The organism is Streptomyces clavifer, from assembly GCF_036345975.1.
Classification (GTDB): domain Bacteria; phylum Actinomycetota; class Actinomycetes; order Streptomycetales; family Streptomycetaceae; genus Streptomyces; species Streptomyces clavifer.
In genome coordinates this window covers 2,675,797-2,701,937 of record NZ_CP107793.1, presented here as the reverse complement: position 1 = coordinate 2,701,937, position 26,141 = coordinate 2,675,797, and the positions used below count along the sequence as shown (strand labels likewise).

The following is a 26,141-nucleotide window of genomic DNA, read 5'->3' as shown; positions in this document are numbered from 1 at the left end:
CAGGTCACTGTGACCATCCCAGGACACTCCGGAAGACGCCGTCACGCGCCTTTCAGATGCCGCATCAGCCGCTCGAAGTCCTGCCAGCCCGAGAGGTTCGACGGATCCCCAGGAAGGGGGTAGTACAGCGCGGGACGGGTCTTGGCACCGAGCTGAACAGGAGCTTCGGACAGGGGAGTACGCCTGGCGCGGTCACCGGGCAGCGCCCGGACCTCGTCCGCGCCCAGCACGAAGGCCAGCGGGACGCCCGGCCCTTCGAAGCGGGGCGGCACCGCGAGATCGCGCCGGGCTTTGCGGAGTTGTACGAGCATCGACTGGAGCCGGTGGCGGGTGGCGAGCGCCTCGGCGGCCCGGGGCAGGGCGTCCAGCGGCAACTCCTCGCCGGCTCCGTAGCCGAACGCCAGCGTCACCTCCTCCTCCACCCCTGCCGTCGTGCGGGTGACACGCACGGTGGCGAGCCCGGGCCGTTCCGGACTGCCGACGACCACGGCCCAGGTGGGGCGGGGGGCCCGCTCGTGGGCGAGGTCCGTCAGGCGCTGTGGTGACCAGGGGAGGTTGGCGGGTTCCGCCGTCCCCCAGCCCGCCGGGGGCGTACCGGTGAGCTCGCGCCACACCGACTCCAGGCCGCCGCCGAGTACCAGGCGGTCGTCGGCGGGGTGGACCGAGCGGAACGTCAGCGCCAACTGCCGCTCGCCGGTGTCCGACACCTCCCCGTACGAGGCGGCGACCAGGTTGTGTGGCTCGGCGGCGGTCGCTCCGGGTCCCGCGACCGGAGCGAAGATGCCGTCCTGCCAGCGCAGCACGGCTCCGGACAGCCCGTCGTAGTAGCCGTCCCGTTCGTCCTGGACGATCCAGCGGGACGGCCACGTCCCCAGGAGGTGGCGTACGGCGGGGGAGAGCGTCGTCCCGGGCGGTGCGACGACCTGGAGTCCGAGCCCGGCCTCCGTGGCGGCCCGGTAGGCATCCGCGAGCCAGGCCGTCAGGGCGACGACCGGACGGTCCTGGATGACGACGGCGACCTTCTCGGTGAGTACGTCGACGGCGGGGACCGCGGCGGCCGGGGTGGGGGCGACGCTCACACCGTCGGAGGGCACCACGGCCAGCGACCGGGCGGCCTCCGGTGGCCAGGCGGAGCCACCGGCCAGGTGGGCGAGCCGGGCGGCGAACGTGCCCGCGAGCCGCTCGGCCTCCGCGACACCGGTGGTGGCACGGGCCTCCGTCCACCAGAAGGGGACCGGCGGCGCAGTGGCTCCGAGCAGTCGTTCCGCCTCGCCGGTCACCTGGACGAGCAGCGGTGCCTCGACGGAGACCAGGGGACGGCCCTCCGGGTCGCAGAGCTGCACGACGGCGCCTTCGCCGTGGGTGCCCACCAGTTTGTCGGGACCTCCGGAGAGCAGTCCGACGAGTACGGTCCACGGGTCGGGCATGCGGGTCGTGAGGGCGATGACGTCCTTGGTCATGTGGTGCGTCCGGTCCTTCGTTGCGTGGGTGCCGGAGTGCTATCCCGGCGTGTACACGGTCTGTATCAGGCGGTTCGCGTAGCCCCTGCGGATCAGCACACCGCGTCCCGCGGGCTGCTGGGTGGCGTACACGCCCGGGAACAGCTGGCCCTCGCTGCGGTCGCCCGCCATGAGGACGGCCGAGGCCCCCGACTCGCGCAGACCCTGCACCAGCGGCTCGTACATCCCGCGCGACGCGCCCGCGACCCGGCGCGTCAGGACGAAGTGGAGGCCGATGTCCACCGCGGACGGGATGTACGGAAGGAACGGCGCGAGCGGCGACTGGCCGGCCGTCGTCAGCACGTCGTAGTCGTCGACGAGGACCACGATCCGGGGGCCGCCGCCCCAGTTGCCGGGCTCCAGGTCCTCGACGCCGGCGCTGTCGTCGGGGAGCCGCTTCTCCAGCTCGGTGGCGATTCCCGCGGAGAGGCCGGAGCAGAGCTTGGCGTTGTACGCGTAGCCGCCCCTGAACTCCTCGGGGATCGCGCCGCGCAGACTGCGTCGCGGGTCCATGACCGCGAAGACCAACTCGTCCTCGCCGTAACGGTCGATGAGGCCGGCGGCGACGGTCCTGAGCAGATTCGTCTTCCCGCACTCGCTGTCACCCATGACCAGCAGGTGCTGATCGTGCTCGAACAGGTCCAGGAGAACGGGCTCCAGCGCCGTCTGGTCGACGCCGATCGGCACCCGCCGGGGTTCGGCGGCCGGCCCCGGCAGCAGGTGTGGTTCCAGGACGTGCGGCAGGACCCGTACCGGCTGGGCGACCTCTCCGCTCCACGTGGCGCGGACCGTGCGGGCCGTGCGCTCGAGGACCGCTCCCAGGTCGGTGGTGTCGGCGAACCCGTCCGTACGGGGCAGGGCCGCCTGGGCGAAGAGCTTGCCGTCGGTGAGGACCCGGCCGGGCTCGTCGGGGGACAGGGTCTCGGAGAGCTTGCGGTCGATGCTGGAATCGCCGGCGTCGTTCAGCCGCAGTTCGAGGCGGGTGCCGAAGGTCGACTGGGTGGCGATGCGTACGTCGTTCCAGCGGAGCATGCCCGCGACGACATGGATTCCGTAGCCGCCACCGCGCTTGAGGATGTCGGTGACCGCGTCGTCCAGGTCGTCGAAGTCGTCGCGCAGCGCTCCGAACCCGTCGATGACGAGCACGATCTCGGCCGATGCGAGCCGGGGCAGCCTGCCTGACGCGTGCAGGGTGCGCAGCTGCTCGACGGAGTCGATGCCGTACTCGCGGAAGAGGTCCTCGCGGGTGACGAGCATGTTCCGCACCTCCTCGACCGTGCGGCCCGCGCGCTCGCGGTCCGCACGGCCGGCGATGCCGCCGACGTGGGGCAGGCCGGACAGTGCCTGGAGCCCGCCGCCGACCAGGTCGAGGCCGTAGACGCCGACCTCCTGCGGGGTGTGGGTGAGCGCGAGGGCCAGGACCAGCGTGCGCAGGAGGGTCGTCTTGCCGGACTGCGGGCCGCCGATGAAGGCGGCGTGGCCGCCCGCCACGGTGAGGTCCAGGAACCACTGGCCCTGCCACTGCTTCGTCGGGTCGTCGAGCAGACCGAGCGGCACCTGGAGCGGCCCCCGTCGCTTCGCGAGCTGCATCCCGCGCGGGCCGGCTTCCAGCTGCCCGGCGGCGCCGTCCAGGGTGAGGGCGGTGGGCAGCGGCGGCAGCCAGATGCTGCGTACGGGCTCGGCAGCGCCCTCCAGCTGTGCGACCAGGACACCCAGCTCGGTCGGCCCGGTCTCGCGGCGCCGGGACGCCGGTTCCTTCGGGCCCGACTCGTCCGGTCCGGTGAGGGAGTTGAAGGCCTCGTACTCCAGGGCGAGGGGACCGGTCTCCGCCTCGTCCGCGCGCTGTACGGGGCCCCGGTAGCCGCCGGAGACGTAGCCGGCCTTGAAGCGCTCGTAATGACTGGTGTCGACCTTGAGGTAGCCGAAGCCGGGCAGCGGCGGCAGGTGGAACGCGTCCGTGGTGTCGAGGACCGTGCGCGACTCGTCCGCGGAGAAGGTACGCAGACCGAGCCGGTACGACAGATAGGTGTCCAGGCCCTTGAGCCTGCCGCCCTCGATGCGTTGGCTGGACAGCAGCAGATGCACTCCGATGGAGCGGCCGATGCGGCCGATGGACAGGAAGAGGTCGATGAAGTCGGGCTTGGCGGTGAGGAGTTCGCCGAACTCGTCGATGACGACGAACAGGTGCGGAAGCGGGTCGAGATCGGGCCGCCTCTCGGCGCGCAACGCGGCGTAGTCACCGATGTCCGCGACGTCGCCCGCGTCCTTGAGGGCCTGTTGGCGGCGCTTCACCTCACCGGCGAGGGAGGCGTGGACGCGCTCGACGAGGCCCGCCTGGTTCTCCAGGTTGGTGATGACCCCGGCGACATGGGGCAGCTTCGCGAACGGGGCGAAGGTCGCACCGCCCTTGTAGTCGACGAGTACCAGCGCGAGGTCCTCGGGCGGGTGCGTGGCCACCAGGGCGAGGACGAGGGAGCGCAGCAGCTCGGACTTCCCCGAACCGGTGGCGCCGACGCACAGGCCGTGGGGGCCCATGCCCAGTTCCGAGGACTCCTTCAGGTCGAGCAGCACCGGTTCGTGCGTGTCGCTGATGCCGATGGGCACGCGCAGGAAGGCGCGTTCGCCGCGCGATGCCCACAGCCGTGAGAGGTCGAGGCGTGCCACGTCGTCGATCCCCAGCAGGCCCGCGAAGTCGACGGGGCCCGACAGCGGGGTGTCCACCAGCGACTCGGCGGACAGTCGCAGGGGCGCCAGCATCCGGGCCAGGCCCTCGGCGTAGGGGCTGCCGACCTCGTCGACGGTGCCGTGGGCACTGACGGGTTCGGGCTCGCGCAGATCCTCGATGATCACCCGGGCATCCTCGACGGTGATCCGGACGCCGACGTGTCCCGGTTCCTGAACGCGCTGTTCGAGCAGGTGGAGGACGGTGACGCCCATGTCGGACAGGCCCACCGCGTCGTCGGGGCGCGGCAGGTCGACGGCATCCTCGCCGTGCCCGTCGGTGACGACGAGCAGTCGGGAGGTCATGGCCAGGGCATCGCGGCCGGCCAGGCCCCGGCGCAGCTCGGTCGCGTAGGAGGCGCGGCGGCGCAGGTCGGGGCCGAGCTGCTGGGCGAGCTGGGGGGCCGAGGGGGCGATGCGCCGGGCGGCGACGGGGCCGTCGAGTTGTTCGGCGTCCAGGAGGTGGGGCAGCCATTTCGCCCATTCCCAGTCGGTGATCCGGTGGCCGGGTACGGCGAGTGCCAGGGCCACGTCGTCGGGGGCGTGTGTCGCGGCGGTCTGGACGAGCAGGGCGCGTGCCACCCGCAGGCAGTCCTCGCGGGGGCCGATGACGCTGATGTTGCCGACCCGGTCCAGCGGCACGGTGAGGGGCAGTTCGGTCCCGGTGCGGAAGCGGTTCATCAGCGCCGACGCCTCGTTGAGCATGAAGAGGTCCGGCGGAGTGAGGACGGAGGTGCCCTGATCGGCGATGTTCAGGTCACGTACGGGCATTTCACCGGTACCCACCCGCACGCGCAGGAAGTCCGCGTCGCCCCGTCGGCGTTCCCACAGGCGGGCGGGATTCTGCACGATGTCGTACAGGGCGTGCGGCGGTGGATCGAGCACGTCGGCGCGCTCCCGACGCGCGCGTTCCTCCGACGCGAGCTCCTCACGCAGGTCCTCGACGTAGGCGAGGTAGGCCTCCCGCTGGGTGCGTCGGGTGCGCTGGGCCTTGCCGCGCTGGGAGAAGAGGAGCGCGACGGAGCCGATGACGGTCACCACCAGGATGAGCGCGCCCAGTGCGGCGAACTGACTGTTGCGCACGACGGTCATCATGACGACCGACGACATCACGCCGGCGACGGGAAGCAGCGACATCGCGATGTTGCCCGCCTTCCCTTCCGGCAGGTTGGGCGGGGCCTCGATGGTGCGCGCCGGGGTGGCGGCCGGGGGCCGGACGGTCCTGGCCGGGCGGTGGATCAGTCGGGTGCTCATGGGCGTCCGTCACTCACGGTCGGGCTCGGCAGGGGGTCAGCGACGCTTCTGCGACAGTTGGAAGACGTCCGCGGCGAGGCGGGTGACGGCCTGCCGTGTCGCGTGAGCGAGCAGTTCCGTGCGGATCGCTCCGCCGGCGGCCAGGTGACGGTCGAACGGGAGGACCTGGACGCTCGCTCCGGTGGACGCGAGCTTCTGCGTGGCCCTGTCGAGGTCGATCCCCGCGTGGGGCGTCTGTTCGGTGAGCACGACCACGGTGCCGTCGATCACGTGGCGCGGCAGCGCCTGGATCCACTCGAGCACGTTGTGGGTGCTCGCGATGCCTTCCAGCGTGGCCGGTGCGGTCAGTACACGGGCCTGCGACGCGGAGAGCGCGACCCGGGCCACCTCGGCGGGCAGGGTCTCGCAGTCGACGACCGTCACACCGAAGTAGCGGCGCAGGGAGACCATCACCTGCTCGTACGCCCTGGCGTCCAGCATCGCGCCGATCCGGCCCTGACTGCCGGGCAGCAGCCAGGCGTTGCCGGGGAGCTGGACGAGATAGCCGGTGACGTCGAGCAGGGACATCTGGGGTGCGACGATGCCCGCCATGTCAGCGGTGGTCCAGCGCAGCGACCGGACGCCGAGCCGCAGCGGCAGCGAGCCGAGCGCCGGGTCCGCCTCGACGAGCAGGACCGGGTCCTGCCGGTAGTGGGCGTACGTGGTGCCGAGCAGCGCGGCGACGGTCGACTTGCCGGCGCCGCCCCTGATCGAGGTGACGGCGATCTGACGGCCGGTCGTCACGGGCTGCTGGAGCAGCTCGGCCGTGCGGGTGATCTCGGCGACCTCGCGCGCCGCCGACGAGGAAACGATCCGGCGCAAACCGCGCACGGCCCGTGACGCGAGGGGCTCACCGTGCCGCGGCTTGCGTACCGCTCCGGCCAGGCCTTCATCCATCACGGGCCGGGAGTCGGGGGCGGTACGCGGTGGCCTGCTGCCGGGGGTGTGGGGTGCGGCCGAGGGCTGTCCCCGGTCCCGCTGGGCGGCAGGCCCGGGCGCGGGGACCGTAGGGGCGGCGTCCGGCAGCCGGGCACCGGGCGGAGGCTGGCCGGGCCCCGACGCGGGCGCGCCCGTGCCGCCCTGCGCCGGGCCGGTGCCGCCCGGCCCGGCCGGCGCGGCAGCGCCCCTCAGGTCGCGCAGCACGTCGCCCTGCCAGTCGTCCGTGTTCGGCATGTCTGCCTTCCCCCTCCACCGCGCCGCCCTCGGCGGAGCGCCCGCACGTTGACCCGGAACTTGTTGAGCAGCTGTCCGGGAACCAGAACTTGTTGAGCAGCTGTCCGGGACTCAGAACTTGTTGAGCAGCTGTCCGAAGACGCCGAACACACCTACGGCGAGCGGGAAGAGCGCCACCATGCCGATGGATTCGACCAGATCCGCGGTGCGCCGCAGCCGGACCCGCACGTGCTCCGGCGGTTCCACCGCCAGCACCAGCAGCGGCACGAGCGCTGCCGCGCCGAGTACCGCGATCGCCCCCGCGCCCCCGGCATGCTGCATCCACAGCATCATCAGGCGCACCAGGAGGACCCCGGCGGCGGCCACGAGCGCCACCACCTCGACGACCAGCGGGAACGCGCGTGCCCTCGACAGGAGCACCACGGCGACGACGGAAGCCAGCGCCACCGTCCACACGGTCGGCTGCTCGGCCGAAACCAGCAACCAGCCCGCCGCAGCCGCCGAGCCCGCCACGACCAGGGTCGCGAGGGCCAGCCCCCGGTGTGTGGCGGCGAGGGCGTTACCCACCTCGTGACGGCTGACGGAGACGCCTCCGGAGCGGCGGTCGTCGAGTGCGGTGAGTCCGGACGCCATCAGGGCGATCCTCGGCAGAAGACCGAGCAGCACCACCGAGAGGACCGCCATGGCGGCTCCGAGCCGGGCCGGGTCCTGCTGGACGGCGGCCACGCACTCCCACACCACCGTGACCGAGGCGGTCGCCGCAGCGCCGATCAGCCCGCCGCGGCCGAGCGGCGAGAAGTATCCGAGCAGCACCAGGGTCAGCACCAGCGCGCCCGCGACGGCGGCCAGACGCACGGATCCCGCCCAGTCGTACGCATCGGCCGCGGTCCATGCGGTGAGGACGCCGAGGCCGCCGGAGACGGACAGCAGCGCGGTCGCGAGCCCGCGGTTGCCCTGCTCGGTCCTGGCGGCGAGGGCACCGGCCGCCAGGAGGACGCACGTGACCAGGGCGAGGGTGCCGGCGAGGGCGCCGAGCGAGAACTCCCGGCGGGCGAGCACGGCCGCGACCACCGCGAACACGGTGGTCGCCGCACCCGCACTGGCCCGGCGCGCGGCAGGACGCCAGCGCCAGGCCCGCAGATCGAGGTCGTCGGCCACCTGGTCGGTGACGTCGTGCACCACGGGGGCGGGCGGTGCGGCATGGGTTCTGACGAGCCGGAGCACGGCGCCGTCGGATATCCCGGCCGACGCGAGAGTGCTGTCGTGCGGCAGCGCCGACCCGTCGGACGTCAGCAACTGCCGTGTCAGCGGGCGCGACGCCACCCGGTCGTCGAGCAACTGGAGGATGTCCGGAAGCAATTGCCCGATGGGTGTGTCGGAGGGCAGGACGATGTCGGCCCGACGCCGCTCGCCGACCAGGGTCACCCGGCTCAGTTCCGTCCGGGACGTCATTGCTGTACTCGCCACTTACGGCAACCTATCATCGCGATGTCGGGAGATTCCGGGCCAACTGTGCCTAGTCGTACGGTCGGCCTTCAGCCATTCCGGCGAGAGGGCCCGCCACGGTCGTCGGAGACCGGGTGCCGCTTTCCGCCTCAGGTGCGGGTGCCGCTTTCCGCCCCAGGTGCGGAAGCGTCCTCGGTGGGGGTCATCCCGTCGGTTCCGGTGCGGGCTGCCCGTGCTCCTGGGCCTGGCGCTGTTGCTTTCCCTGCTCCGCCTGCTGCTTCTCCAGCGTGTGCTGGAGGAAGGACCACCCCACGCATCCCGCGCACAGGACGGCCGCGACGGCGATCCCCGCGAACGCCTTCCCGAGCCGTTCGTCCGCCGTGCGCCGGGCCCGCTGCGCGCCGAACAGGAGTGCGTCCCGCATGCGCCGGCGGCGTACTCCCACCGATTCCAGCAGTTGGCTGTCGTAGTCCCGTGCCATTGCGCCTCCGCCCCCCTTGCTTTGCCTCTGCAACATAAGGCATCGGCTCGGTGCGGTACACCTCAGGGCGTGCCGTGCACGGCACATGATGGGTCGTCACCTGTGGTCCCGGCGCGACGTCAACGCAGCGCGACCCACAGCTCCGTGCGCACGTCCATGTCGTCCAGGTCCCTCTCCAGCAGCGTCGCGCACCGGGCGATGCGCTGGCGGACCGTGTTGCGGTGGACCCTGAGGGCCACGGCTGTCCGGTCCCAGCTGCCGTGCAGGCTCAGCCAGCAGCGCAGCGTCTCGGCCAGCGGCTCGGTGAGCGGGGCCAGCAGCACGCGGGCGTGGGCCTCGGCCAGGTCGGCGGGGATCAGCGCGGCCAGGCCGCCGGTGCCCGTGCGGTGCGTGGCCAGCGGGGTGTCAGTCGCCTCCGCGCGGCCCAGGGCGCGGGCCGCCTCGGTGTCGGCGGCGGGCAGGGCCGTGGCGGGGCACGGGGCGGAGGCGCCGAGGACCCAACCCGTCTGCGCCGTAGCCCCGCCGGGGCCGGCGAGCAGGACCCGCACCGTGTCGGGGCCCGCGTCGACCAGGGGGGAGCCCAGTGAGGCGCCGAGGGCTCCGGCGGTGAGCCGGTCCGGGGCCCTGCCGTCCGCGCGGCGGGCATGGACCACCGTCCAGAGGGCCCCGTCGTCGGCCAGGAGCGGGGCCACCTCCTGCGGGGACGCCCCCAGCAGCACCCGTACGAGCGCCGCCGAGCGCCCCGCCGCGTCCGCGCCCTGGTGCGGGGCGGTCAGCAGGGCGAGCAGGACGACGGCGATCCCTGCGACGGTGTGGACGCCGGGATCACGCCGAGGGGTCGCCAGGGCCAGCGCCAGGCCCTGGCCGCCGTCCAGCGCGTAGGCGGCGAGCTGGGTGCCGTCCAGGGTGTCGGTCGCGGAGGCGGGGGAGGGCCGCCGGCCCGTCGACACCACCCGGGACAGCTGGACCAGGGCCGCCCGCTCCTCCCGGGGCGGCGGACCGCCCGCCGCGTGCAGCTCCCCGCCCTCCGCCGTGAGCAGCACCACCCGGCCCTCCAGCTGCACGGCGAGCTGGTGCAGCACCGCGGGCACCGGGTCGGGGCGGGCCGCGGCGGCCGCCAGGGCCTGCTGGGCGCGGGTCACCCGGCGCAGCTCGCGGTGGCGGGCCTCCGCCATCAGGCGCCAGACCGCGCGCGCGATCGCGGTGAAGGGCGTCCCCGGCGGGACCTCCAGCAGCGGCAGCCCGTGCCGGTCGCACGCCTCCACCAGCGCCTCCGGCACCGTGTCGTGCACCGGGGCCACCCCGAATCCGAGTGCCGCCGCCCCTGCCTCCACCAGCCGGGCCACATACGTGTCCGCGTCCGTCTCCGCGTCCGTGAGCAGCACCCCGGCGCTCAGCAGCAGCTCGCCCCCGAGCAGGTACGGATACGGGTCGGCCATCTCGGAGGTGTGCACCCACAGCAGGTCCGCCCGGTCCGGTCCGGCGATCCTGCGCAGCCCCAGCTCCTCCCGGGCCAGCAGCTCGGTCAGCGGGATCGGCGGGGTCGGAGGTCCGGCGGGGGAGTCCGTCATGGATGTTTCCTCCATTTTCTGCTTCGGAAATGGAGGAAACGTACACTTCAGCGTCGGCTTCCGGCCACCTACCGTCTTCACCACGCACGAGCTGTGCGGGGGACGAGACGGAGGAAGCCCATGGCTGTCGACTACGCGGTGATCGTCGTCTATCTGGCCGGCATGCTGGCCATGGGCTGGTGGGGCATGCGCCGCGCCAAGTCCAAGAGCGAGTTCCTGGTCGCCGGCCGGCGCCTCGGCCCCTGGATGTACTCCGGCACCATGGCCGCGATCGTCCTCGGCGGGGCCTCCACGATCGGCGGCGTCGGCCTCGGCTACCAGTACGGGCTCTCCGGCGCCTGGATGGTCTTCACGATCGGCCTCGGACTGCTCGCGCTGTCCGTCTTCTTCTCGGCGCGTATCGCCCGGCTGAAGGTCTACACCGTCTCCGAGATGCTCGACCTGCGCTACGGCGGCCGGGCCGGGATCATCTCCGGCCTCGTCATGTGGGCGTACACGCTGATGCTGGCGGTCACCTCGACGATCGCGTACGCGACCATCTTCGACGTCCTGTTCGACATGAACCGGACCGTCGCGATCGTCCTGGGCGGCTCCATCGTCGTCGCGTACTCGACGCTCGGCGGCATGTGGTCGATCACGCTCACGGACATGGTGCAGTTCGTCGTCAAGACGATCGGCGTCCTGCTGCTGCTCCTGCCCATCGCGGTCGTCAAGGCCGGCGGCTTCGCCGAGATGAAGGCGAAACTGCCCACGGAGTACTTCGACCCGCTGGGCATCGGCGGCGAGACGATCTTCACCTACGTCCTGATCTACACCTTCGGCATGCTGATCGGCCAGGACATCTGGCAGCGGGTGTTCACCGCCCGCAGCGACCGGACGGCACGCTGGGGCGGCACCGTCGCCGGAACGTACTGCCTGGTCTACGCGGTCGCCGGGGCCGTCATCGGCACGGCGGCCAAGGTCATGTACCCGAAGCTGCCCAGCGCCGACGCGGCCTTCGCGACCATCGTCAAGGACGAGCTGCCGGTGGGCGTCAGGGGACTGGTCCTGGCCGCCGCGCTCGCCGCGGTGATGTCCACCTCCTCCGGAGCCCTGATCGCCTGCGCGACCGTCGCCAACAACGACATCTGGTCGCGGCTGCGGGGCGTGGCCGCCGGGGGCGGCGGGGAACGGGACGAAGTGCGGGGGAACCGCGCCTTCATCCTCGTCATGGGCCTCGCCGTCATCGGCATCGCCATCGCGCTCAACAACGTCGTCGAGGCGCTGACCGTGGCGTACAACCTGCTGGTCGGCGGGCTGCTGGTGCCGATCCTGGGCGGCCTCCTCTGGCGCCGGGGCACGGCGGCGGGCGCACTGGCCGCCGTCTCCGTCGGCGGGATCGCCGTGATCGGGCTGATGGCGACGTACGGGATCCTCGCCAACGAGCCGGTCACCTACGGGCTGCTGTCCTCGCTCGCGGTGTACGTGATCGTCTCGCTGGCCACGAAGCCGACGGACGCCGCGGTGCTGGCCGCCTGGCGCGAACGGCTCGCGGGGCGCGGCGCGGACGAGTCCGGAGCCGCGGACCCGGCCACCGCCCCGCCGGTGCCCTCGGGCGCCGGGCCGGCGTGATCCCGCCCTCAGCGCCGGTCGGCCCCGGCCCCCGCCCCGCGGTCCTCGATTAACGTACAAACGCCCACAAGGCGCGCACCATCCCGTAGAGCCCGAACGAAAGGCACCCGCACCCATGAGCAGCAGCAACGAATCGCCGCGCGGCCCCGTCGACTCCTCCCGCATCCCGCGGTACGCCGGTCCCGCGACGTTCGCCCGGCTGCCCCGGCTCGACGAGGTCGGCTCCGCCGATGTCGCCGTCGTCGGCGTGCCCTTCGACAGCGGCGTCTCCTACCGCCCCGGCGCCCGCTTCGGCGGCAACGCCATCCGTGAGGCATCCCGGCTCCTGCGCCCCTACAACCCGGCTCAGGACGCCTACCCCTTCGCCCTGGCCCAGGTCGCCGACGCGGGGGACATCGCCGCGAACCCGTTCGACATCAACGAGGCCGTCGACACGGTCGAGGCCGCCGCGGACGACCTGCTCTCGACCGGCGCCCGTCTGATGACGCTCGGCGGCGACCACACCATCGCGCTGCCCCTGCTGCGCTCCGTCGCCAAGAAGCACGGCCCCGTCGCCCTGCTCCACTTCGACGCCCACCTGGACACCTGGGACACCTACTTCGGCGCCGAGTACACCCACGGCACCCCGTTCCGCCGGGCCGTCGAGGAGGGCATCCTCGACACCGAGGCCCTCTCCCACGTCGGCACCCGGGGCCCGCTGTACGGCAAGCAGGACCTCACCGACGACGCCAGAATGGGCTTCGGCATCGTCACCTCCGCCGACGTCATGCGGCGCGGCGTCGACGAGATCGCCGACCAGCTGCGGCAGCGCATCGGCGACCGGCCGCTCTACATCTCCATCGACATCGACGTCCTGGACCCGGCGCACGCCCCCGGCACCGGCACCCCCGAGGCCGGCGGGCTCACCTCGCGCGAGCTCCTGGAGATCCTGCGCGGCCTCTCCTCCTGCCACCTGGTCTCGGCCGACCTGGTCGAGGTGGCCCCCGCGTACGATCACGCGGAGATCACCTCCGTCGCCGCCTCCCACACGGCGTACGAGCTGACGACGATCATGGCCCGCCAGATCGCGGCGGCGAAGGGAGCACGGGGCAAGTGAGCCACGACCACGACGACCGGCCGCAGCTCACCGCCGCACAGGCGGAGGCCGCACTGAAGCCGCCGCCCGGGCGCAACGGCGGCGACCTCGTGATCGAGACCCTCCAGGGACTCGGCGCCACCACCGTCTTCGGGCTGCCCGGCCAGCACGCGCTCGGCATGTTCGACGCACTGCGCCGCTCCTCCCTCACGTACGTCGGCCTGCGCGTCGAGAACAACGCGGGCTTCGCCGCCGACGCCTACGGCCGGATCACCGGCGAGGTCGCCCCGCTCCTCCTCTCCACCGGGCCCGGCGCGCTGACCTCGCTCGCCGCGCTCCAGGAGGCCGCGGCGGCGTCCGCACCCGTGCTCGCGGTGTCCAGCCAGATCCCGACCGCGGGACTCGGAGGGGGACGCCACGGCTATCTGCACGAGCTCCGCGACCAGCAGGCGTCGGTCCGCGACATCGTGAAGTCCGTGCACACCGTGCGCACGCCCTCGCAGATCCCGTCTGCGATCGCCGCCGCCTGGGAGTCCGCGCTCACCGCCCCGCACGGGCCGGTCTGGGTGGAGATCCCGCAGGACGTCCTGCTCGCGGGGACGGCGCTGCCGGTCGTCAGCGCCCTCGACGCCACCCCGCGCGAGGTGTACCCGCGCCCGGAACTCACCCTCGTCGCGGCCCACCTGCTGTCGCACGCCGAACGGCCCGTGATCATCGCGGGCGGCGGCGTCGTACGGTCCGACGCGGCCGGCAAGCTGCGCGCCCTCGCCGAGAAGATCGACGCCCCCGTCGTCACCACCTTCGGCGGCAAGGGCGCCTTCCCCTGGGAGCACCCGCTCTCGCTCCGGTCCTGGCTGGAGGACCGGCACACCACGGACTTCCTGGAGGACGCGGACGTCCTACTGGTCGTCGGCTCCGGGCTCGGCGAACTCTCCTCGAACTATCACACGTTCGCCCCGCGCGGCCGGGTCGTCCAGATCGAGGCCGAAGCCGGGAAGCTGGAGTCCAACCACCCCGCACTCGGTATCCACTCCGATGCCCGCGAGGCCCTCTCCGACCTCCTGGACACCGTGGAGGCCCGCACGGACGGCACCGCGGCCGAGCGCGTCCGGGCGGTGCTGGAAGCGGTCCACGACCGGATCGCCGCCCAGGACCTCACCCTGGAACAGCAGGTGCTCGCATCCGTCCGTGAAGCACTGCCCGACGCCGCGCCCAGCTTCTGGGACATGACGATCCTGGCCTACTGGGCCTGGTCCGCCTTCGACGCCCGCCACCCGAACACGATGCACTCGGCACAGGGCGCGGGCGGCCTCGGCTACGCCTTCCCGGCCGCGCTCGGCGCGGCGGTGGCCGACCCCACGAAGCCGGTCCTCGCGGTCTCCGGGGACGGCGGCGCAATGTACTCGATCGCCGAGCTCGCCACCGCCCGGCAGTACGACCTGCCCGTCACCTGGCTGATCGTCGACGACGGCGGCTACGGCATCCTGCGCGAATACATGACGGGCGCCTTCGGCGAGGCCACGGCGACGGAACTCTCCCGGCCGGACTTCGTGGCCCTGGCCGAGTCCTTCGGTGTCCCCGCGGTCCGCACGACACCGGAATCCCTGACCGCCGACCTGGGCACGGCCCTGGCCGCTCCGGGGCCGTCGGTGGTGGTGCTTCCCGCGCTGCTGAAGATGTTCGAGCCGACGCACCTCTAGCCGGCCCCGCCGGCGGCCGGGCCGGGCCCCCGGCCGCCGCGCGCGCCTCACCCACGGCCTCCGGTCCGGGCCCCGGGGAGGAACGAGCCGGGTCCGCGGCCTCCCCGGTGGTGAACGCCACCGGACGTCGTCGCCGTCCAGCTCCGGGCCGGAGGAGCGATCCGCCGCCCCGGCCGGCAGAGCCGCCGAGGCCGGCCGGGGCGGAAACCCGGGGCCGGGTCGTCTTCGCCCGTCGCGCGCGCTCGGTCTGTGCGATCCCCGGCGCCGTGCGGCGGCCGTACACGAGTGAGGGGAGCCCGGCCGGCTGCCGTCCGGTCCTGGGACCACCGACCCCCTCGTCTCCGACCATGGACCGAGAATTGTTGCGGCGGGATGAAATCCGCAGCTGAGCGCGTTGGTGACGTGCGGTAGGTCAGGCGGGCGGACGGGAGGCACGGGGTGGCGGTCGTGAAGGAGCGAGGCGCGGAACAGGGCGCGGAGCGAGAGGACACGGAGCCCCCGGGCTGGGGCCGGAGGCTGACCGGGTACGCCTGGCGCTACCGGAGCAATGTCCTGCTGGCCCTGGGCTCGTCGCTCGCCGGCATGGCCGTGATGGCCCTCGTGCCGCTCATCACCAAGGTGATCATCGACGACGTCGTCGTCGACCACACCCGCTCCCTCGGCGTCTGGACCGGACTGCTCATCGGGGCGGCCGTCCTCGTCTACATCGCCACGTACATCCGCCGCTACTACGGCGGCCGGCTCGCCCTCGACGTCCAGCACGATCTGCGGACCGACATCTACACGACGCTCACCCGGCTGGACGGGAAGCGGCAGGACGAGCTGTCCACCGGGCAGGTCGTCGGGCGCGCCACCAGCGACCTGCAGCTGATCCAGGGGCTCCTCTTCATGCTCCCGATGACCATCGGGAACATCCTGCTCTTCCTCATCTCCCTGGTGATCATGGCGTGGCTGTCGCTGCCCCTGACCCTCGTCGCCCTCGCCGTCGCCCCCGCCCTCTGGTTCATCGCCCGCCGCTCCCGCACCCGCCTCTTCCCGGCCACCTGGTACGCCCAGAGCCAGGCCGCCGCAGTCGCCGGAGTGGTCGACGGCGCCGTCTCCGGGGTGCGGGTCGTCAAGGGCTTCGGCCAGGAGGAGCAGGAGACCGGCAAGCTCCGCGAGGTCGGCCGCAAGCTCTTCGCGGGCCGGCTGCGCACCGTCCGGCTGAACTCCCGCTACACCCCCGCCCTCCAGTCCGTCCCGGCCCTCGGCCAGGTCGCCATGCTGGCGCTGGGCGGCTGGCTCGCCACCCGCGGTGAGATCACCCTCGGTACGTTCGTCGCCTTCTCCACCTATCTCGCCCAGCTCGTCGGACCCGTCCGGATGCTCGCCATGGTCCTCACCGTCGGACAGCAGGCGCGCGCCGGAGTGGAGCGCGTCCTGGAGCTGATCGACACCGAGCCGTCCATGCGGGACGGCGCGAAGGAGCTCCCCGCCGACGCCCCGGCGAGCGTGGAGTTCGACGACGTCCGCTTCGGCTACGACGCGGACCGCCCCGTCCTGGACGGTTTCTCCCTCACCATCGAGCCCGGCGAGACCGTCGCCGTCGTCGGCGCGTCCGGCAGCGGCAAGTCCACCGTCTCGCTCCTGCTGCCCCGCTTCTACGACGTGACGCACGGCGCCGTCCTGGTCGGCGGGCACGACGTCCGCGAGCTGACCCAGGGCTCGCTCCGGGCCGCCATCGGACTCGTCCCGGAGGACAGCTTCCTCTTCTCCGAGTCGGTCGGCGCCAACATCGCGTACGGGGCCCCCGGTGCCACCCGGGAACAGATCGAGAAGGCCGCACGCGCCGCCCAGGCCCACGGCTTCATCTCCGCGCTGCCCGAGGGGTACGACACCAAGGTCGGCGAACACGGGCTGACCCTCTCCGGCGGCCAGCGCCAGCGCGTCGCGCTCGCCCGCGCCATCCTCACCGACCCCCGGCTCCTCCTCCTCGACGACGCCACCTCCGCCGTCGACGCCCGGGTGGAGCACGAGATCCACGAGGCACTGGCCCAGGTGATGGCCGGCCGCACCACCCTGCTGATAGCGCACCGCCGCTCCACCCTCGGCCTCGCCGACCGCATCGCCGTCCTCGACAAGGGGCGGCTCGCGGACATCGGCACGCACGCCGAGCTGGAGGAGCGCTCCGCGCTCTACCGGCGGCTCCTCACCGACCCTGACGAGCTCGGCGGCACCTCGCCGGGCCACCGGCCCGTCACGGTCCAGGTGTCCGAGGACGACGACCGTGTGCTCCAGGAGGAGCTGGACGCCGAATTCGACGCCGAACGCGGCATCACCCCCGGCCTGTGGATCCGCAAGGAGGAGACGCGTGACGCGGCGGCGGCCGGGATGCCCGCCACCCCCGAGCTCCTCGCCCAGGTCGACGCGCTGCCGCCCGCCACCGACACGCCCGCCGTCGACGAGGCGAGCGCCGTCCGGCCGGAGGAGTCGTACGGCCTGCGCAGGCTGCTGCGCGGCTTCGGGCTGCCGCTGCTGGCGAGCCTCGGTCTGGTCGCCGTGGACGCGGGCATGGGCCTGCTCCTGCCCGTGCTGATCCGGCACGGCATCGACGACGGCGTCACGCAGATGGCGCTCGGCGCCGTCTGGGCGGCGGCGGGGCTCGGTCTGCTGGCCGTCCTCGTCCAGTGGGCGGCCCAGATCGGGGAGATCCGGATGACGGGCCGCACCGGCGAGCGCGTCCTCTACTCGCTGCGCCTCAAGATCTTCGCGCAGCTCCAGCGGCTCGGCCTCGACTACTACGAGCGTGAGCTGTCCGGCCGGATCATGACCCGGATGACGACGGACGTCGACGCGCTGTCCACCTTCCTGCAGACGGGCCTGGTCACCGCCTTCGTCTCGGTCGTCACCTTCTTCGGCATCACGGTCGTGCTCCTCGTCCTCGACGTCCAGCTGGCCCTGGTCGTCTTCGCGACCCTTCCGGTGCTGGTCGTGGGCACGTTCTTCTTCCGGCGCAGGAGCGTCGCGGCGTACGAGCTCGCCCGGGAACGCATCAGCGTCGTCAACGCCGACCTCCAGGAGTCCGTCTCCGGGCTGCGGATCGTGCAGGCGTTCCGCCGCGAGCACGACGGCGCCGAGCGGTTCGCGGCGCGCAGCGACCACTACCGCCAGGCCCGTGTGCGCGGGCAGTGGCTGATCTCCGTCTACTTCCCGTTCGTCCAGCTGCTGGCCTCGGTCGCGGCGGCCGCCGTGCTGATCGTCGGTGCGGGCCGCGTCGACAACGGCACGCTGACGACGGGCGCCCTGGTCGCCTACCTGCTCTACATCGACCTGTTCTTCGCCCCCGTGCAGCAGCTGTCCCAGGTCTTCGACGGCTACCAGCAGGCCACCGTCTCGCTCGGCCGGATCCAGGAGCTGCTCCGCGAGCCGACGTCCACGGCCGACCACGACCGGCCCCGGGACGTGACGTCGCTGCACGGCGACATTGCGTTCGAGGACGTGTCGTTCGCGTACGGATCGCTCGACGACGCGACCGTGAAGGAGGAGGCCCTCACCGGCATCGATCTGCGGATCCCGGCCGGCCAGACGGTCGCCTTCGTCGGCGAGACGGGTGCGGGCAAGTCCACCCTGGTCAAGCTCGTCGCCCGGTTCTACGACCCGACGGACGGGCGGGTCACGGTGGACGGCACGGATCTGCGCGCCCTCGACATGACCGCGTACCGGCACCGGCTCGGTGTCGTACCGCAGGAGGCCTACCTCTTCGCCGGGACGGTCCGCGACGCCATCGCCTACGGGCGGCCGGAAGCCACCGACGCGCAGGTGGAGGCGGCGGCCCGGGCGGTCGGGGCGCACGACATGATCGCCACCCTGGAGGAGGGCTACCTGCACGAGGTCGCCGAGCGCGGACGCAACCTCTCGGCCGGCCAGCGCCAGCTGATCGCCCTCGCCCGCGCCGAGCTGGTCGACCCGGACATCCTGCTGCTCGACGAGGCGACCGCCTCGCTGGACCTCGCCAGCGAGGCCCTGGTCAACCAGGCGACCGACCGGCTCACCGGCCGCCGCACCACCCTCGTCGTCGCCCACCGGCTGACGACGGCCGCCCGTGCCGACCGGGTGGTGGTGATGGACCACGGCAGGGTCGCCGAGGACGGCACGCACGACGAACTGCTCGCCCGGGACGGCACGTACGCCCGGCTGTGGCGCACCTTCATAGGCGAGGACATAGGGGAGGGCACCCCGGCGGGCGTGTGACGCCCGCGGTCCCCGCCGGAGGGAACCTTTCTGACCGCCCCGCGCGTCGTACGCACATGCGTGCGTATGTGTGTACGACGACCGAAGGTCCGAGCGAACAGGCGGGGTGGCCGGGATGGTGAGACCGCTGAGGTCGTCCGGAGCGCCGCGAGGGTCCGTCGCCGGACGGCTGGGCTCCGGGCTGCTCGTCCTGTCGCTGCTCGGGGCGGTCGGCCTGGTCCTGGGCACCTCCGGGGCGGCTCCGGCGCACGCCGCATCGGCCTGTTCCGGACGGCTGGTCAAGAAGGTGACGTTCTCCACCGGGTCGCTGCGGATCTACGAGAGCCGCGCCTACGCGTGCGCCGTCACCGTCGCCAAGAAGCCGGGGGCGCGCCGCGCGATGCGGGTGTCGTTGCAGCCGCGCGGCGGCGGGGCGGCCGTCGACAGCGGCAACTTCACCAAGCTGGCCGGACCGGTCACGGTCCACGCCCTGAACCGCTGCGTCCGCGCGTCCGGTTCCGTCGCCGGAGTGTCGGCCTCCACCGGGTGGATCCTGTGCTGAGATCCAACCGGGTCTGGCGTGGCAGGTGTTGCCCCCGCTAGGTTCACGGCGTCTGTCGTGAATCAAGGGGAGGGTGCATGCGCAAGGCGCTCAGAGGGGTTCTGTCGCTCGCGGTGCTCATAGGCACGGTCAGTGCGACGGGAGCCTCGGCCGGTGCGGCCACCGCCGCAGTACCGGTCGCGAAGCAGAGCAGCGGCTCCATCAGCAGCAGTGAGAGCAGCAGCGAGGACATCAAGGACCGCATCCTGGCCATCCCGGGAATGAGTCTGATCCAGGAGAAGCCGTACCCCGGTTACCGCTTCTTCGTCCTCGAGTACACCCAGCCGGTCGACCACAAGAGGCCGTCCAAGGGGACCTTCCAGCAGCGGATCACCCTGCTGCACAAGGACACGACCCGCCCGACGGTCTTCTTCACCAGCGGCTACCACGTCTCGACCAATCCCAGCCGCAGCGAGCCGACGCAGATCATCGACGGTAACCAGGTCTCCCTGGAGTACCGTTTCTTCACCCCGTCGCGCCCGTCGCCCGCAGACTGGTCGAAGCTCGACATCTGGCAGGCGGCCAGCGACCAGCACCGGGTCTTCACCGCGCTGAAGAAGATCTACTCGGAGAACTGGCTGACCACCGGCGGCTCCAAGGGCGGCATGACCGCCACCTACTTCGAGCGCTTCTACCCGAAGGACATGGACGGCGTCGTCGCCTACGTCGCGCCCAACGACGTGGTCGACAAGGAGGACTCGGCGTACGACCGGTTCTTCGCGCGGGTCGGCACCGAGGAGTGCCGCGACCGGCTGGCCGGCGTCCAGCGCGAGGCCCTGATCCGCCGCGAGCCGCTGGAGAGGAAGTACGAGGAGTACGCCGCCGAGAACGGCTACACCTTCGACACCATCGGCTCGCTCGACAAGGCCTACGAGGCCGTCGTCATGGACTACGTCTGGGCGTTCTGGCAGTACAGCCTGGTCGCCGACTGCGAGGCGCTCCCGGCCGACGCCCCGTCCGCCACCGACGAGGAGATCTGGGACTCGGTCGACGCCATCTCCGGCTTCTCCGCCTACGTCGACCAGGGCCTGGAGGCGTACACGCCGTACTACTACCAGGCGGGCACCCAGCTCGGTTCGCCCGACATCGCCCAGCCCTGGCTGGGCGACCTGAGCCGCTACGGCTACCAGGCGCCGCGCTCCTTCGTCCCGCGCTCGATCCCGATGAAGTTCCAGCCCTCGGCGATGCGGGACGTGGACAGCTGGGTGCGGAACAACGCCCGGAACATGATGTACGTCTACGGGCAGAACGACCCGTGGGGTGCCGAGCCCTTCCGCCTCGGCAAGGGCGCCCGTGACAGCTACGTCTACACGGTGCCGGGCGGCAACCACGGGTCCAAGGTCTCCGGGCTCGTCGCCGACGAGAAGGCGAAGGCCACCGCGGCCATCCTGCGCTGGGCCGGTGTGGCCCCGGCGGCCGTCGAGGCCGACCCGGCCAAGGCGAAGCCGCTCGCGAAGTTCGACGCGCGCCTCGACAAGCGGGACGCGGAGCTGGAGCGCGACGGGGGCACGCTGAGGCCGTAGTGCCTCAGTGCCTGGCGTCCGGGCGGGGTGCGCGGTGCGCCCGGCCCGGACCCCGGGGCCTTCCGTCCGGATCCGGGCGGAAGGCCCCGCCCCACCGCGCACCGGGTGCCTCACACCCGGTGCGCGCAGCCCACCGGCCGGTCGCCGCCCAGATGGACGAAGAGATCCGTCGTCTCCGGGCACAGGGCGCGCCGCGGCACCGCCGAGCGGACCTCGAATGCGGGTGGCCGCTTCCCCGACCCGTCGCAGGCCGTCTCCCTGACCTCGCCCTCGCGCGAGCCGTAGACGCAGTCCCCGACGATCGTCCGAGGGCCGCCGCCCTGCCCGGGATCGCCCGGGTGCGGGGACTCCAGGGCGCGCATGCACGCGTACCCGCTGGGCACGGCCTCCCGGCCGGGAGGCCCGCTCCCCGAGATGTGCAGGACGAAGTCAGTCAGGGGCGGGCAAGCAGGCCCGTCCGAGGGGGCACCGGTGTGCCGCGCCAGCACCCGGGCCGCGGCCTTCTCGCTGCCGCACGAGACCTCGCGGACCACGCCCCCGCGCGAACTGCAGTCGGCAGGCCCCAGGAACACCACCCCGTAGCCCGTGGACGCCGAGCTCTCCGGCGGTCCGCCGGCGGCCGGGCCCGACGCGCCGTCCGCGGGCTGCTGGCAGGCGGTCAGGAACAGTACGGCCACTGCGGACAGCAGGGCGCGCCACACCGCCGATACGTGGCGCTCGTCCATGAATGACCCCCCATACGTCCGTATAGACGTACACCCGGCGTGACCCGCCGGAGCGGGTACACGCCAGGTGCGCAGGGGGCTTTGCGCCTCTTGACGCCTGTCCGCCTACTGTCAGGCGTACGTCCGGTACGACAGTCCGTAGCCGACCGGGTACAGCGTCTGCGTGGGTGTGTCCGCGCGCTGGACCGGTACCGGCAGCCTGCCCTCCGGGTCGGCCCGCCCGGCGATCACGCGGGCGGCGGCCCGTAGTTCGACGTCCGTCCAGGAGTACGCGGCGAGACTCGCGGTGTAACCGGTGCCGGCCAGGTGGGCGATGTCGTACGGATTGCGGATCGCCACGGTGACCACCGGCACCCCCGTCGCCGCGAGCGCGCCGACCAGGGTGCGCTGGGAGCTGGTCGCCGAGACGTTGTACGTGCCCACGACCACGGCGTCCTTGTCCCGGGCGGCGGCCACCGCCTCGGCGATCTTCGCCGGGGAGGGGGCCGTGCCGGTGGACAGGGCGGTCGCCGTGAACCCCAGCTCGCCGAAGGCCTCGGCGAGCGTGGTGGTGGGCGGCCCCGTCGTGCCGGACGGGGAGGCCGGGTCGGCGCCGACCACGAGCAGGTTCCGGTGCGACCTGCGGGACAGCGGCAGCAGCGCGCCGTTGTTGGCGAGCAGGGTGGTCGTGTGCTCGGCGATCCGGTCGGCGGCGGCCAGGTGGGCGCGGACGCCGACGGTGCGGTCGACGCCCCGGGCCGTGACGTAGGGGTCGCGGAAGAGCCCCAGCTTCGTCTTCAGCCGCAGGATGCGCAGGATCGATTCCTCGATGCGGGCCACACTGATCTCGCCGCTCTTCACCGCCTGCAGGACGGCGTTCCACGCCACCGACAGGTCCGGAGGGTTGAGCAGCTGGTCCACGCCGGCCAGCAGCGCGAGCACGGGGACGCGCTCGTCGCCGTACTTCGTGCGGACGCCCTCCATGCCGAGGGCGTCGGTGACCACGACACCGTCGTAGCCGAGCTCCTCGCGCAGGATGCCGGTGAGGATCGGGTGGGACAGGGTGGCCGGGTCCTCCGAGGGGTCCAGGGCCGGGACCACGATGTGCGCCGTCATGATCGAGTCGATGCCCGCGGCGACGGCGGCGCGGAAGGGCGGGGCGTCCAGCTCGGCCCACTGCTCGCGGGTGTGGTGGATGTAGGGCAGGCCGGTGTGGCTGTCGGTGCTGGTGTCGCCGTGGCCGGGGAAGTGCTTGGCCGTGGCGGCGATACCGGCGCCCTGATAGCCCTTCACCTGGGCGGCGACCATGCCGGCCACCGCGTCGGGGTCGGAGCCGAAGGAGCGTACGCCGATGACCGGGTTGGCCGGGTTGACGTTGACGTCGGCGACCGGGGCGTAGTTCTGCCTGATCCCGACGGCGGCCAGCTCCGCCCCCGCGATGCGGCCCGCCGCGCGCGCCGCGGAGCGCGAGCCGCCGGCGCCGAGGGCCATCGCGCCCGGCAGGAGCGTGGCGGGCTCGCCGACGCGGCAGACGATGCCGTGTTCCTGGTCCGTGGAGATCAGCAGCGGGACGGGGGTCGGCCCGGCGAGCCCGGCGCGCTGGATGCCGTTGGAGAGGCCGGCGATCTGCTGCGGGTCACGGGTGTTGTGCGCCCAGGCGAAGTAGATGATCCCGCCGACGTGGTACCTGGCGATCAGCTCGGCCGCCGTGCGGACCCCGATCTCGTCGAGGTTGGCGTCGATGTCCGCCTGGTCGGGCGCGGTGGCGGAGTGCCCGTACACCCGCATCACGAAGAGCTGGCCGACCTTCTCCTCCAGGCTCATCCGGGCGATGAGCCGCTTGAGGCGGCTGTCCGTGGAGGTGCCGGCCGCCCGGGCGGCGCCGGGAACGGCGACGACGCCGGTCGCCGCCGCGGCGGCGGTGACCGCGGTGGCGGTGAGGAGGGTGCGTCTGGAGGTGCGGTGGTGCACGTGAGCCCCTTCCGGTACTGAAAGAAACTTCCAAGAAGGTACGGATATATGGAAAGTAACTACCAGTCAAGGGGGCCGTCCGAGAAAGACTGACACGCGGGAGGGCGGGTGGACATGCCCGGACATGGTCCACGCCCCCGCCGCGCGACGGCGGGAGCCGCAGCCGCCGCACCCCGCCCGCGGCGGCCCGGGTCCGAGGACTACTGCTTCGGCGCGCCCAGACGCAGCAGGTGCTCCCGCCCCGCCGCCAGCAGCCCCGGCAGCTCCGGAGCGCCGGGGTGCCAGCGCTTCTCGTACTCCCAGCACACCCAGGTGTCGGCGTCCAGCACGTCCAGGCACGCCTTCAGCGGCAGCACCCCGTCACCGAGGGCCAGCGGCGCGGTGTCCTCGGCCGACGCGATGTCCTTCACCTGTACGTATCCCAGGTGCGGGGCGAGCACCGCGTGGCTGGCCGCGGGCTCCTCGTCCGCGAGCCAGGTGTGCATGACGTCCCAGAGCGCACCGATCCGGCCGTGCCCGACCGTGCCCACCACCCGGGCCACGTCGGCCCCGGCGCGGTGCGAGTCGTGGGTCTCCAGGAGGATCCGTACGCCCATGTCGGCGGCGTGCGGAGCCGCGGCGCCGAGCCGCCGGGCAGCCGTCGCGTCGGCCTCGGCCGGGTCCTGGCCGCCGCCGCCCGGGAACACCCGGACGTGCGCCGCTCCCAGGTCGCGGGCCAGCTCCACCAGCTCGGCGAGCTCGGCCAGCACGGGCGCGTCGTCACCCTCGGCGGCGACCCGCACGTACCCGGCGAGGGTCAGGATCTCGACCCCGCCCCCCTTGAACTCCTCGACAACCACGGCCCGCTCGGCCGGGGTGAGCCCCGGGTGCACGGGCTCCTCGGGGTGGGTGCGCAGCTCCACGCCCTGGTACCCGTGTTCGGCGGCGAGCCGCACCACGTCGGCCACGGGCAGGCCCGGCACTCCGAGGGTCGAGAAAGCGAGCTTCACGAATATGTCCTTCCCCTGGTCAGCTGCGGGTGCCCGGTACGGCGCCCTCACCGACTCCTGCCCGCCGGTCCGGCCGGCACGCCTGTGCGCGGCTGCCGGGGCGGGCGCTCAGCCGGTGCCCCGCAGCACCTGCTCAAGACTAACGAGCAGCCTCAGCGCGTCCTCGCGCTGCGCTCCGTCCAGAGCCCGGCCGCCGGCCGCCGGGCCGTCCGGGGCACGCTCCGGGGTGATCACCCGCAGGGCCGCGGCGGCCTGCCGGGCGAACATCGCCAGCAGGTCCAGCTCGCGCACGCTCGACCGGGCCTGGGGCGACGGGTCGAGCACCTCCAGCACCCCGAGGATCCGGGATTCGCTGATCAGCGGGGCCGCCATCAGCGCGTTCGGCACGTAGGAGGTGGACTCGGCCAGCGAACGGTCGAAGGACGTGTCGGTGGTCAGATCGTCCACCACCATCGGCTCGCCCGAGGTGACCACCCAGCCGGCGATGCCGCGCCCGGCGGGGAAGCGGCGGCCCACGAGGAACTCCTCGCCCTCCCCGGAGACGGCCTGGAAGACCAGCTCGTCCGCCTCCTCGTCGAGCAGGAAGACCGAGCTGGCCGCGGCGCCGAAGATCGCGCGTGCCACGTCGACGACGGACTGGAGCAGCTCGCGCCGGGGGCCGTCGGCCGGGGCGGCCGCGGACGCGAGGGGGGAATCAGTTCTCGGAGTCGTCACGGGTGTCTCCTGCCGCTGTGGAAGGACGCGGGCCCTGGTGCACGTTGGCCGCGGACAGATAGAGGGCGTTCTTGAGCTGGAAGACCGTCACCTTGGGGTGCGCGGAGAGGATGCGGGCGCAGAGCCCGGCGACGTACGGCGTGGCGAAGCTGTTGCCGGTGGTGCGGATCGTTCTGCCGCCCAGCCACGGCACGGACACGTTCTGGCCGGGTCCGAAGAACTCCACCGGGGGGTCCGGGTTGTACAGGTGGAGCCCGGGGTCGTCCTCCTGGTGGCTGCCGACGGAGATCACCGAGGCGAACCGCCAGGGGAAGCTCTCCACCGGGGTGTTGTGGGCCGAGGCCACGATGACCGTACGGGCGAAGTAGGCGCTGTCGGCCAGGCTGTGCAGTTCCTGCGCGAACCGGGTGCGGGTGGTCGACAGGCTCAGGTTCACCACGTCGAAGCGTTGCTCCACGGCCCAGCGCAGCCCGGCCATCAGGACGTCGCCCGTCCCGGAGAAGCGCTCGCCGAGCACCCGGACGCTGTGGATCTCGCAGTCGGGGGCGGTCCTGCGGATGATTCCCGCACACGCCGTCCCGTGTCCGCAGGTGTCCCCGGTGGTCGTCGGCTCGACCGTGATCTCGCCGGTGTCCCCGTCCTTGACCACCACCCAGGACCCGGCGAGCGGCCCGACCTGCGGATGGTCGCGCTCCACCCCCGAATCCACCACGCACACGCGTACGCCCCGCCCCGTGGCGGGTTCCGCGGGCAGACCGCCCGGCGGTCCCGCGTCCGCCAGTACGGGCACGTCCTCGGGGCCGCGCCCCCGCAGGCTCCAGGTCAGTCCCAGCCCTGTCGCCGTTCCCGTGGTTCCCATC

At 72.8% G+C, this 26,141-nt stretch carries 17 protein-coding genes; 6 read left to right on the top strand and 11 right to left on the bottom strand.

The features are described 5' to 3' along the window. Positions 1-41: 41 nt before the first annotated feature. The 6 genes from OG927_RS11565 to OG927_RS11540 all read right to left on the bottom strand — a co-directional run bounded on the left by OG927_RS11565 (position 42) and on the right by OG927_RS11540 (position 10,184). Entirely contained in the window at positions 42-1,460 is a 1,419-nt protein-coding gene (locus tag OG927_RS11565; protein ID WP_330320113.1) for a DUF6177 family protein, read from the bottom strand. A gap of 39 nt (positions 1,461-1,499) precedes the next feature. Beyond that, positions 1,500-5,474, bottom strand: coding sequence for a type VII secretion protein EccCa (gene eccCa / locus OG927_RS11560; protein ID WP_330320112.1), 3,975 nt, complete (start codon positions 5,472-5,474; stop codon positions 1,500-1,502). A 36-nt stretch (positions 5,475-5,510) separates the two neighbouring features. Continuing rightward, on the bottom strand, positions 5,511-6,686 hold the full coding sequence (locus tag OG927_RS11555; RefSeq protein WP_330320111.1) for a MinD/ParA family ATP-binding protein: 1,176 nt from the start codon (positions 6,684-6,686) through the stop codon (positions 5,511-5,513). Between the two features lie 111 nt (positions 6,687-6,797). Next, a complete protein-coding gene (gene eccD, locus OG927_RS11550) occupies positions 6,798-8,138 on the bottom strand; it encodes a type VII secretion integral membrane protein EccD (protein WP_330321313.1) in 1,341 nt (446 codons plus the stop codon). A 196-nt stretch (positions 8,139-8,334) separates the two neighbouring features. Next, the gene (locus tag OG927_RS11545) at positions 8,335-8,613 is read right to left on the bottom strand and encodes a hypothetical protein (protein ID WP_056798000.1); all 279 of its coding nucleotides are present in this window, start codon (positions 8,611-8,613) and stop codon (positions 8,335-8,337) included. 119 nt (positions 8,614-8,732) lie between these two features. Then, entirely contained in the window at positions 8,733-10,184 is a 1,452-nt protein-coding gene (locus OG927_RS11540) for a PucR family transcriptional regulator (RefSeq protein WP_330320110.1), read from the bottom strand. A 120-nt stretch (positions 10,185-10,304) separates the two neighbouring features. On the opposite strand from OG927_RS11540, the gene OG927_RS11535 reads away from it, so the two are divergent. The 6 genes from OG927_RS11535 (at position 10,305) to OG927_RS11510 (ending at position 20,903) form a co-directional block, all read left to right on the top strand. Continuing rightward, complete coding sequence (locus OG927_RS11535) at positions 10,305-11,795, top strand: sodium:solute symporter (RefSeq protein WP_330320109.1); 1,491 nt, start codon at positions 10,305-10,307, stop codon at positions 11,793-11,795. Between the two features lie 115 nt (positions 11,796-11,910). Then, positions 11,911-12,891 (top strand): agmatinase, encoded by a 981-nt coding sequence (speB, locus tag OG927_RS11530; RefSeq protein ID WP_124282261.1) that lies wholly within the window; start codon positions 11,911-11,913, stop codon positions 12,889-12,891. Continuing rightward, on the top strand, positions 12,888-14,570 hold the full coding sequence (locus tag OG927_RS11525) for a thiamine pyrophosphate-binding protein (protein ID WP_330320108.1): 1,683 nt from the start codon (positions 12,888-12,890) through the stop codon (positions 14,568-14,570). Before speB ends, OG927_RS11525 begins: the two co-directional genes overlap by 4 nt. A 447-nt stretch (positions 14,571-15,017) precedes the next feature. Continuing rightward, entirely contained in the window at positions 15,018-18,800 is a 3,783-nt protein-coding gene (locus tag OG927_RS11520; RefSeq protein WP_319100344.1) for an ABC transporter ATP-binding protein, read from the top strand. Between the two features lie 115 nt (positions 18,801-18,915). Beyond that, positions 18,916-19,341, top strand: coding sequence for a hypothetical protein (locus OG927_RS11515; protein WP_245376797.1), 426 nt, complete (start codon positions 18,916-18,918; stop codon positions 19,339-19,341). 77 nt (positions 19,342-19,418) lie between these two features. Then, the gene (locus OG927_RS11510) at positions 19,419-20,903 is read left to right on the top strand and encodes a S28 family serine protease (RefSeq protein ID WP_330320107.1); all 1,485 of its coding nucleotides are present in this window, start codon (positions 19,419-19,421) and stop codon (positions 20,901-20,903) included. Between the two features lie 110 nt (positions 20,904-21,013). On the opposite strand, the gene OG927_RS11505 is transcribed toward OG927_RS11510, so the two are convergent. From OG927_RS11505 to OG927_RS11485, 5 genes are all read right to left on the bottom strand, one after another. After that, a complete protein-coding gene (locus OG927_RS11505) occupies positions 21,014-21,628 on the bottom strand; it encodes a hypothetical protein (protein WP_330320106.1) in 615 nt (204 codons plus the stop codon). 111 nt (positions 21,629-21,739) lie between these two features. Continuing rightward, positions 21,740-23,578 (bottom strand): glycoside hydrolase family 3 protein, encoded by a 1,839-nt coding sequence (locus OG927_RS11500; RefSeq protein WP_056797978.1) that lies wholly within the window; start codon positions 23,576-23,578, stop codon positions 21,740-21,742. Between the two features lie 200 nt (positions 23,579-23,778). After that, on the bottom strand, positions 23,779-24,567 hold the full coding sequence (locus OG927_RS11495) for a sugar phosphate isomerase/epimerase family protein (protein ID WP_124282266.1): 789 nt from the start codon (positions 24,565-24,567) through the stop codon (positions 23,779-23,781). 108 nt (positions 24,568-24,675) lie between these two features. Continuing rightward, positions 24,676-25,281 carry a GAF domain-containing protein gene (locus OG927_RS11490; RefSeq protein WP_056797970.1) on the bottom strand — a complete coding sequence of 202 codons (606 nt, stop codon included), beginning with the start codon at positions 25,279-25,281 and terminating at the stop codon, positions 24,676-24,678. Further along, a complete protein-coding gene (locus OG927_RS11485) occupies positions 25,262-26,140 on the bottom strand; it encodes a S8 family peptidase (protein ID WP_056797966.1) in 879 nt (292 codons plus the stop codon). Before OG927_RS11485 ends, OG927_RS11490 begins: the two co-directional genes overlap by 20 nt. Between the last annotated feature and the right edge of the window lies 1 nt (position 26,141).

Bases quoted from the DNA above. Each gene is read 5' to 3' on its own strand.
- OG927_RS11565 (WP_330320113.1), bottom strand. From the start codon at position 1,460: ATGACCAAGGACGTCATCGCCCTCACGACCCGCATGCCCGACCCGTGG.
- eccCa (WP_330320112.1), bottom strand. From the start codon at position 5,474: ATGAGCACCCGACTGATCCACCGCCCGGCCAGGACCGTCCGGCCCCCG.
- OG927_RS11555 (WP_330320111.1), bottom strand. From the start codon at position 6,686: ATGCCGAACACGGACGACTGGCAGGGCGACGTGCTGCGCGACCTGAGG.
- eccD (WP_330321313.1), bottom strand. From the start codon at position 8,138: ATGACGTCCCGGACGGAACTGAGCCGGGTGACCCTGGTCGGCGAGCGG.
- OG927_RS11545 (WP_056798000.1), bottom strand. From the start codon at position 8,613: ATGGCACGGGACTACGACAGCCAACTGCTGGAATCGGTGGGAGTACGC.
- OG927_RS11540 (WP_330320110.1), bottom strand. From the start codon at position 10,184: ATGACGGACTCCCCCGCCGGACCTCCGACCCCGCCGATCCCGCTGACC.
- OG927_RS11535 (WP_330320109.1), top strand. From the start codon at position 10,305: ATGGCTGTCGACTACGCGGTGATCGTCGTCTATCTGGCCGGCATGCTG.
- speB (WP_124282261.1), top strand. From the start codon at position 11,911: ATGAGCAGCAGCAACGAATCGCCGCGCGGCCCCGTCGACTCCTCCCGC.
- OG927_RS11515 (WP_245376797.1), top strand. From the start codon at position 18,916: ATGGTGAGACCGCTGAGGTCGTCCGGAGCGCCGCGAGGGTCCGTCGCC.
- OG927_RS11510 (WP_330320107.1), top strand. From the start codon at position 19,419: ATGCGCAAGGCGCTCAGAGGGGTTCTGTCGCTCGCGGTGCTCATAGGC.
- OG927_RS11505 (WP_330320106.1), bottom strand. From the start codon at position 21,628: ATGGACGAGCGCCACGTATCGGCGGTGTGGCGCGCCCTGCTGTCCGCA.
- OG927_RS11485 (WP_056797966.1), bottom strand. From the start codon at position 26,140: ATGGGAACCACGGGAACGGCGACAGGGCTGGGACTGACCTGGAGCCTG.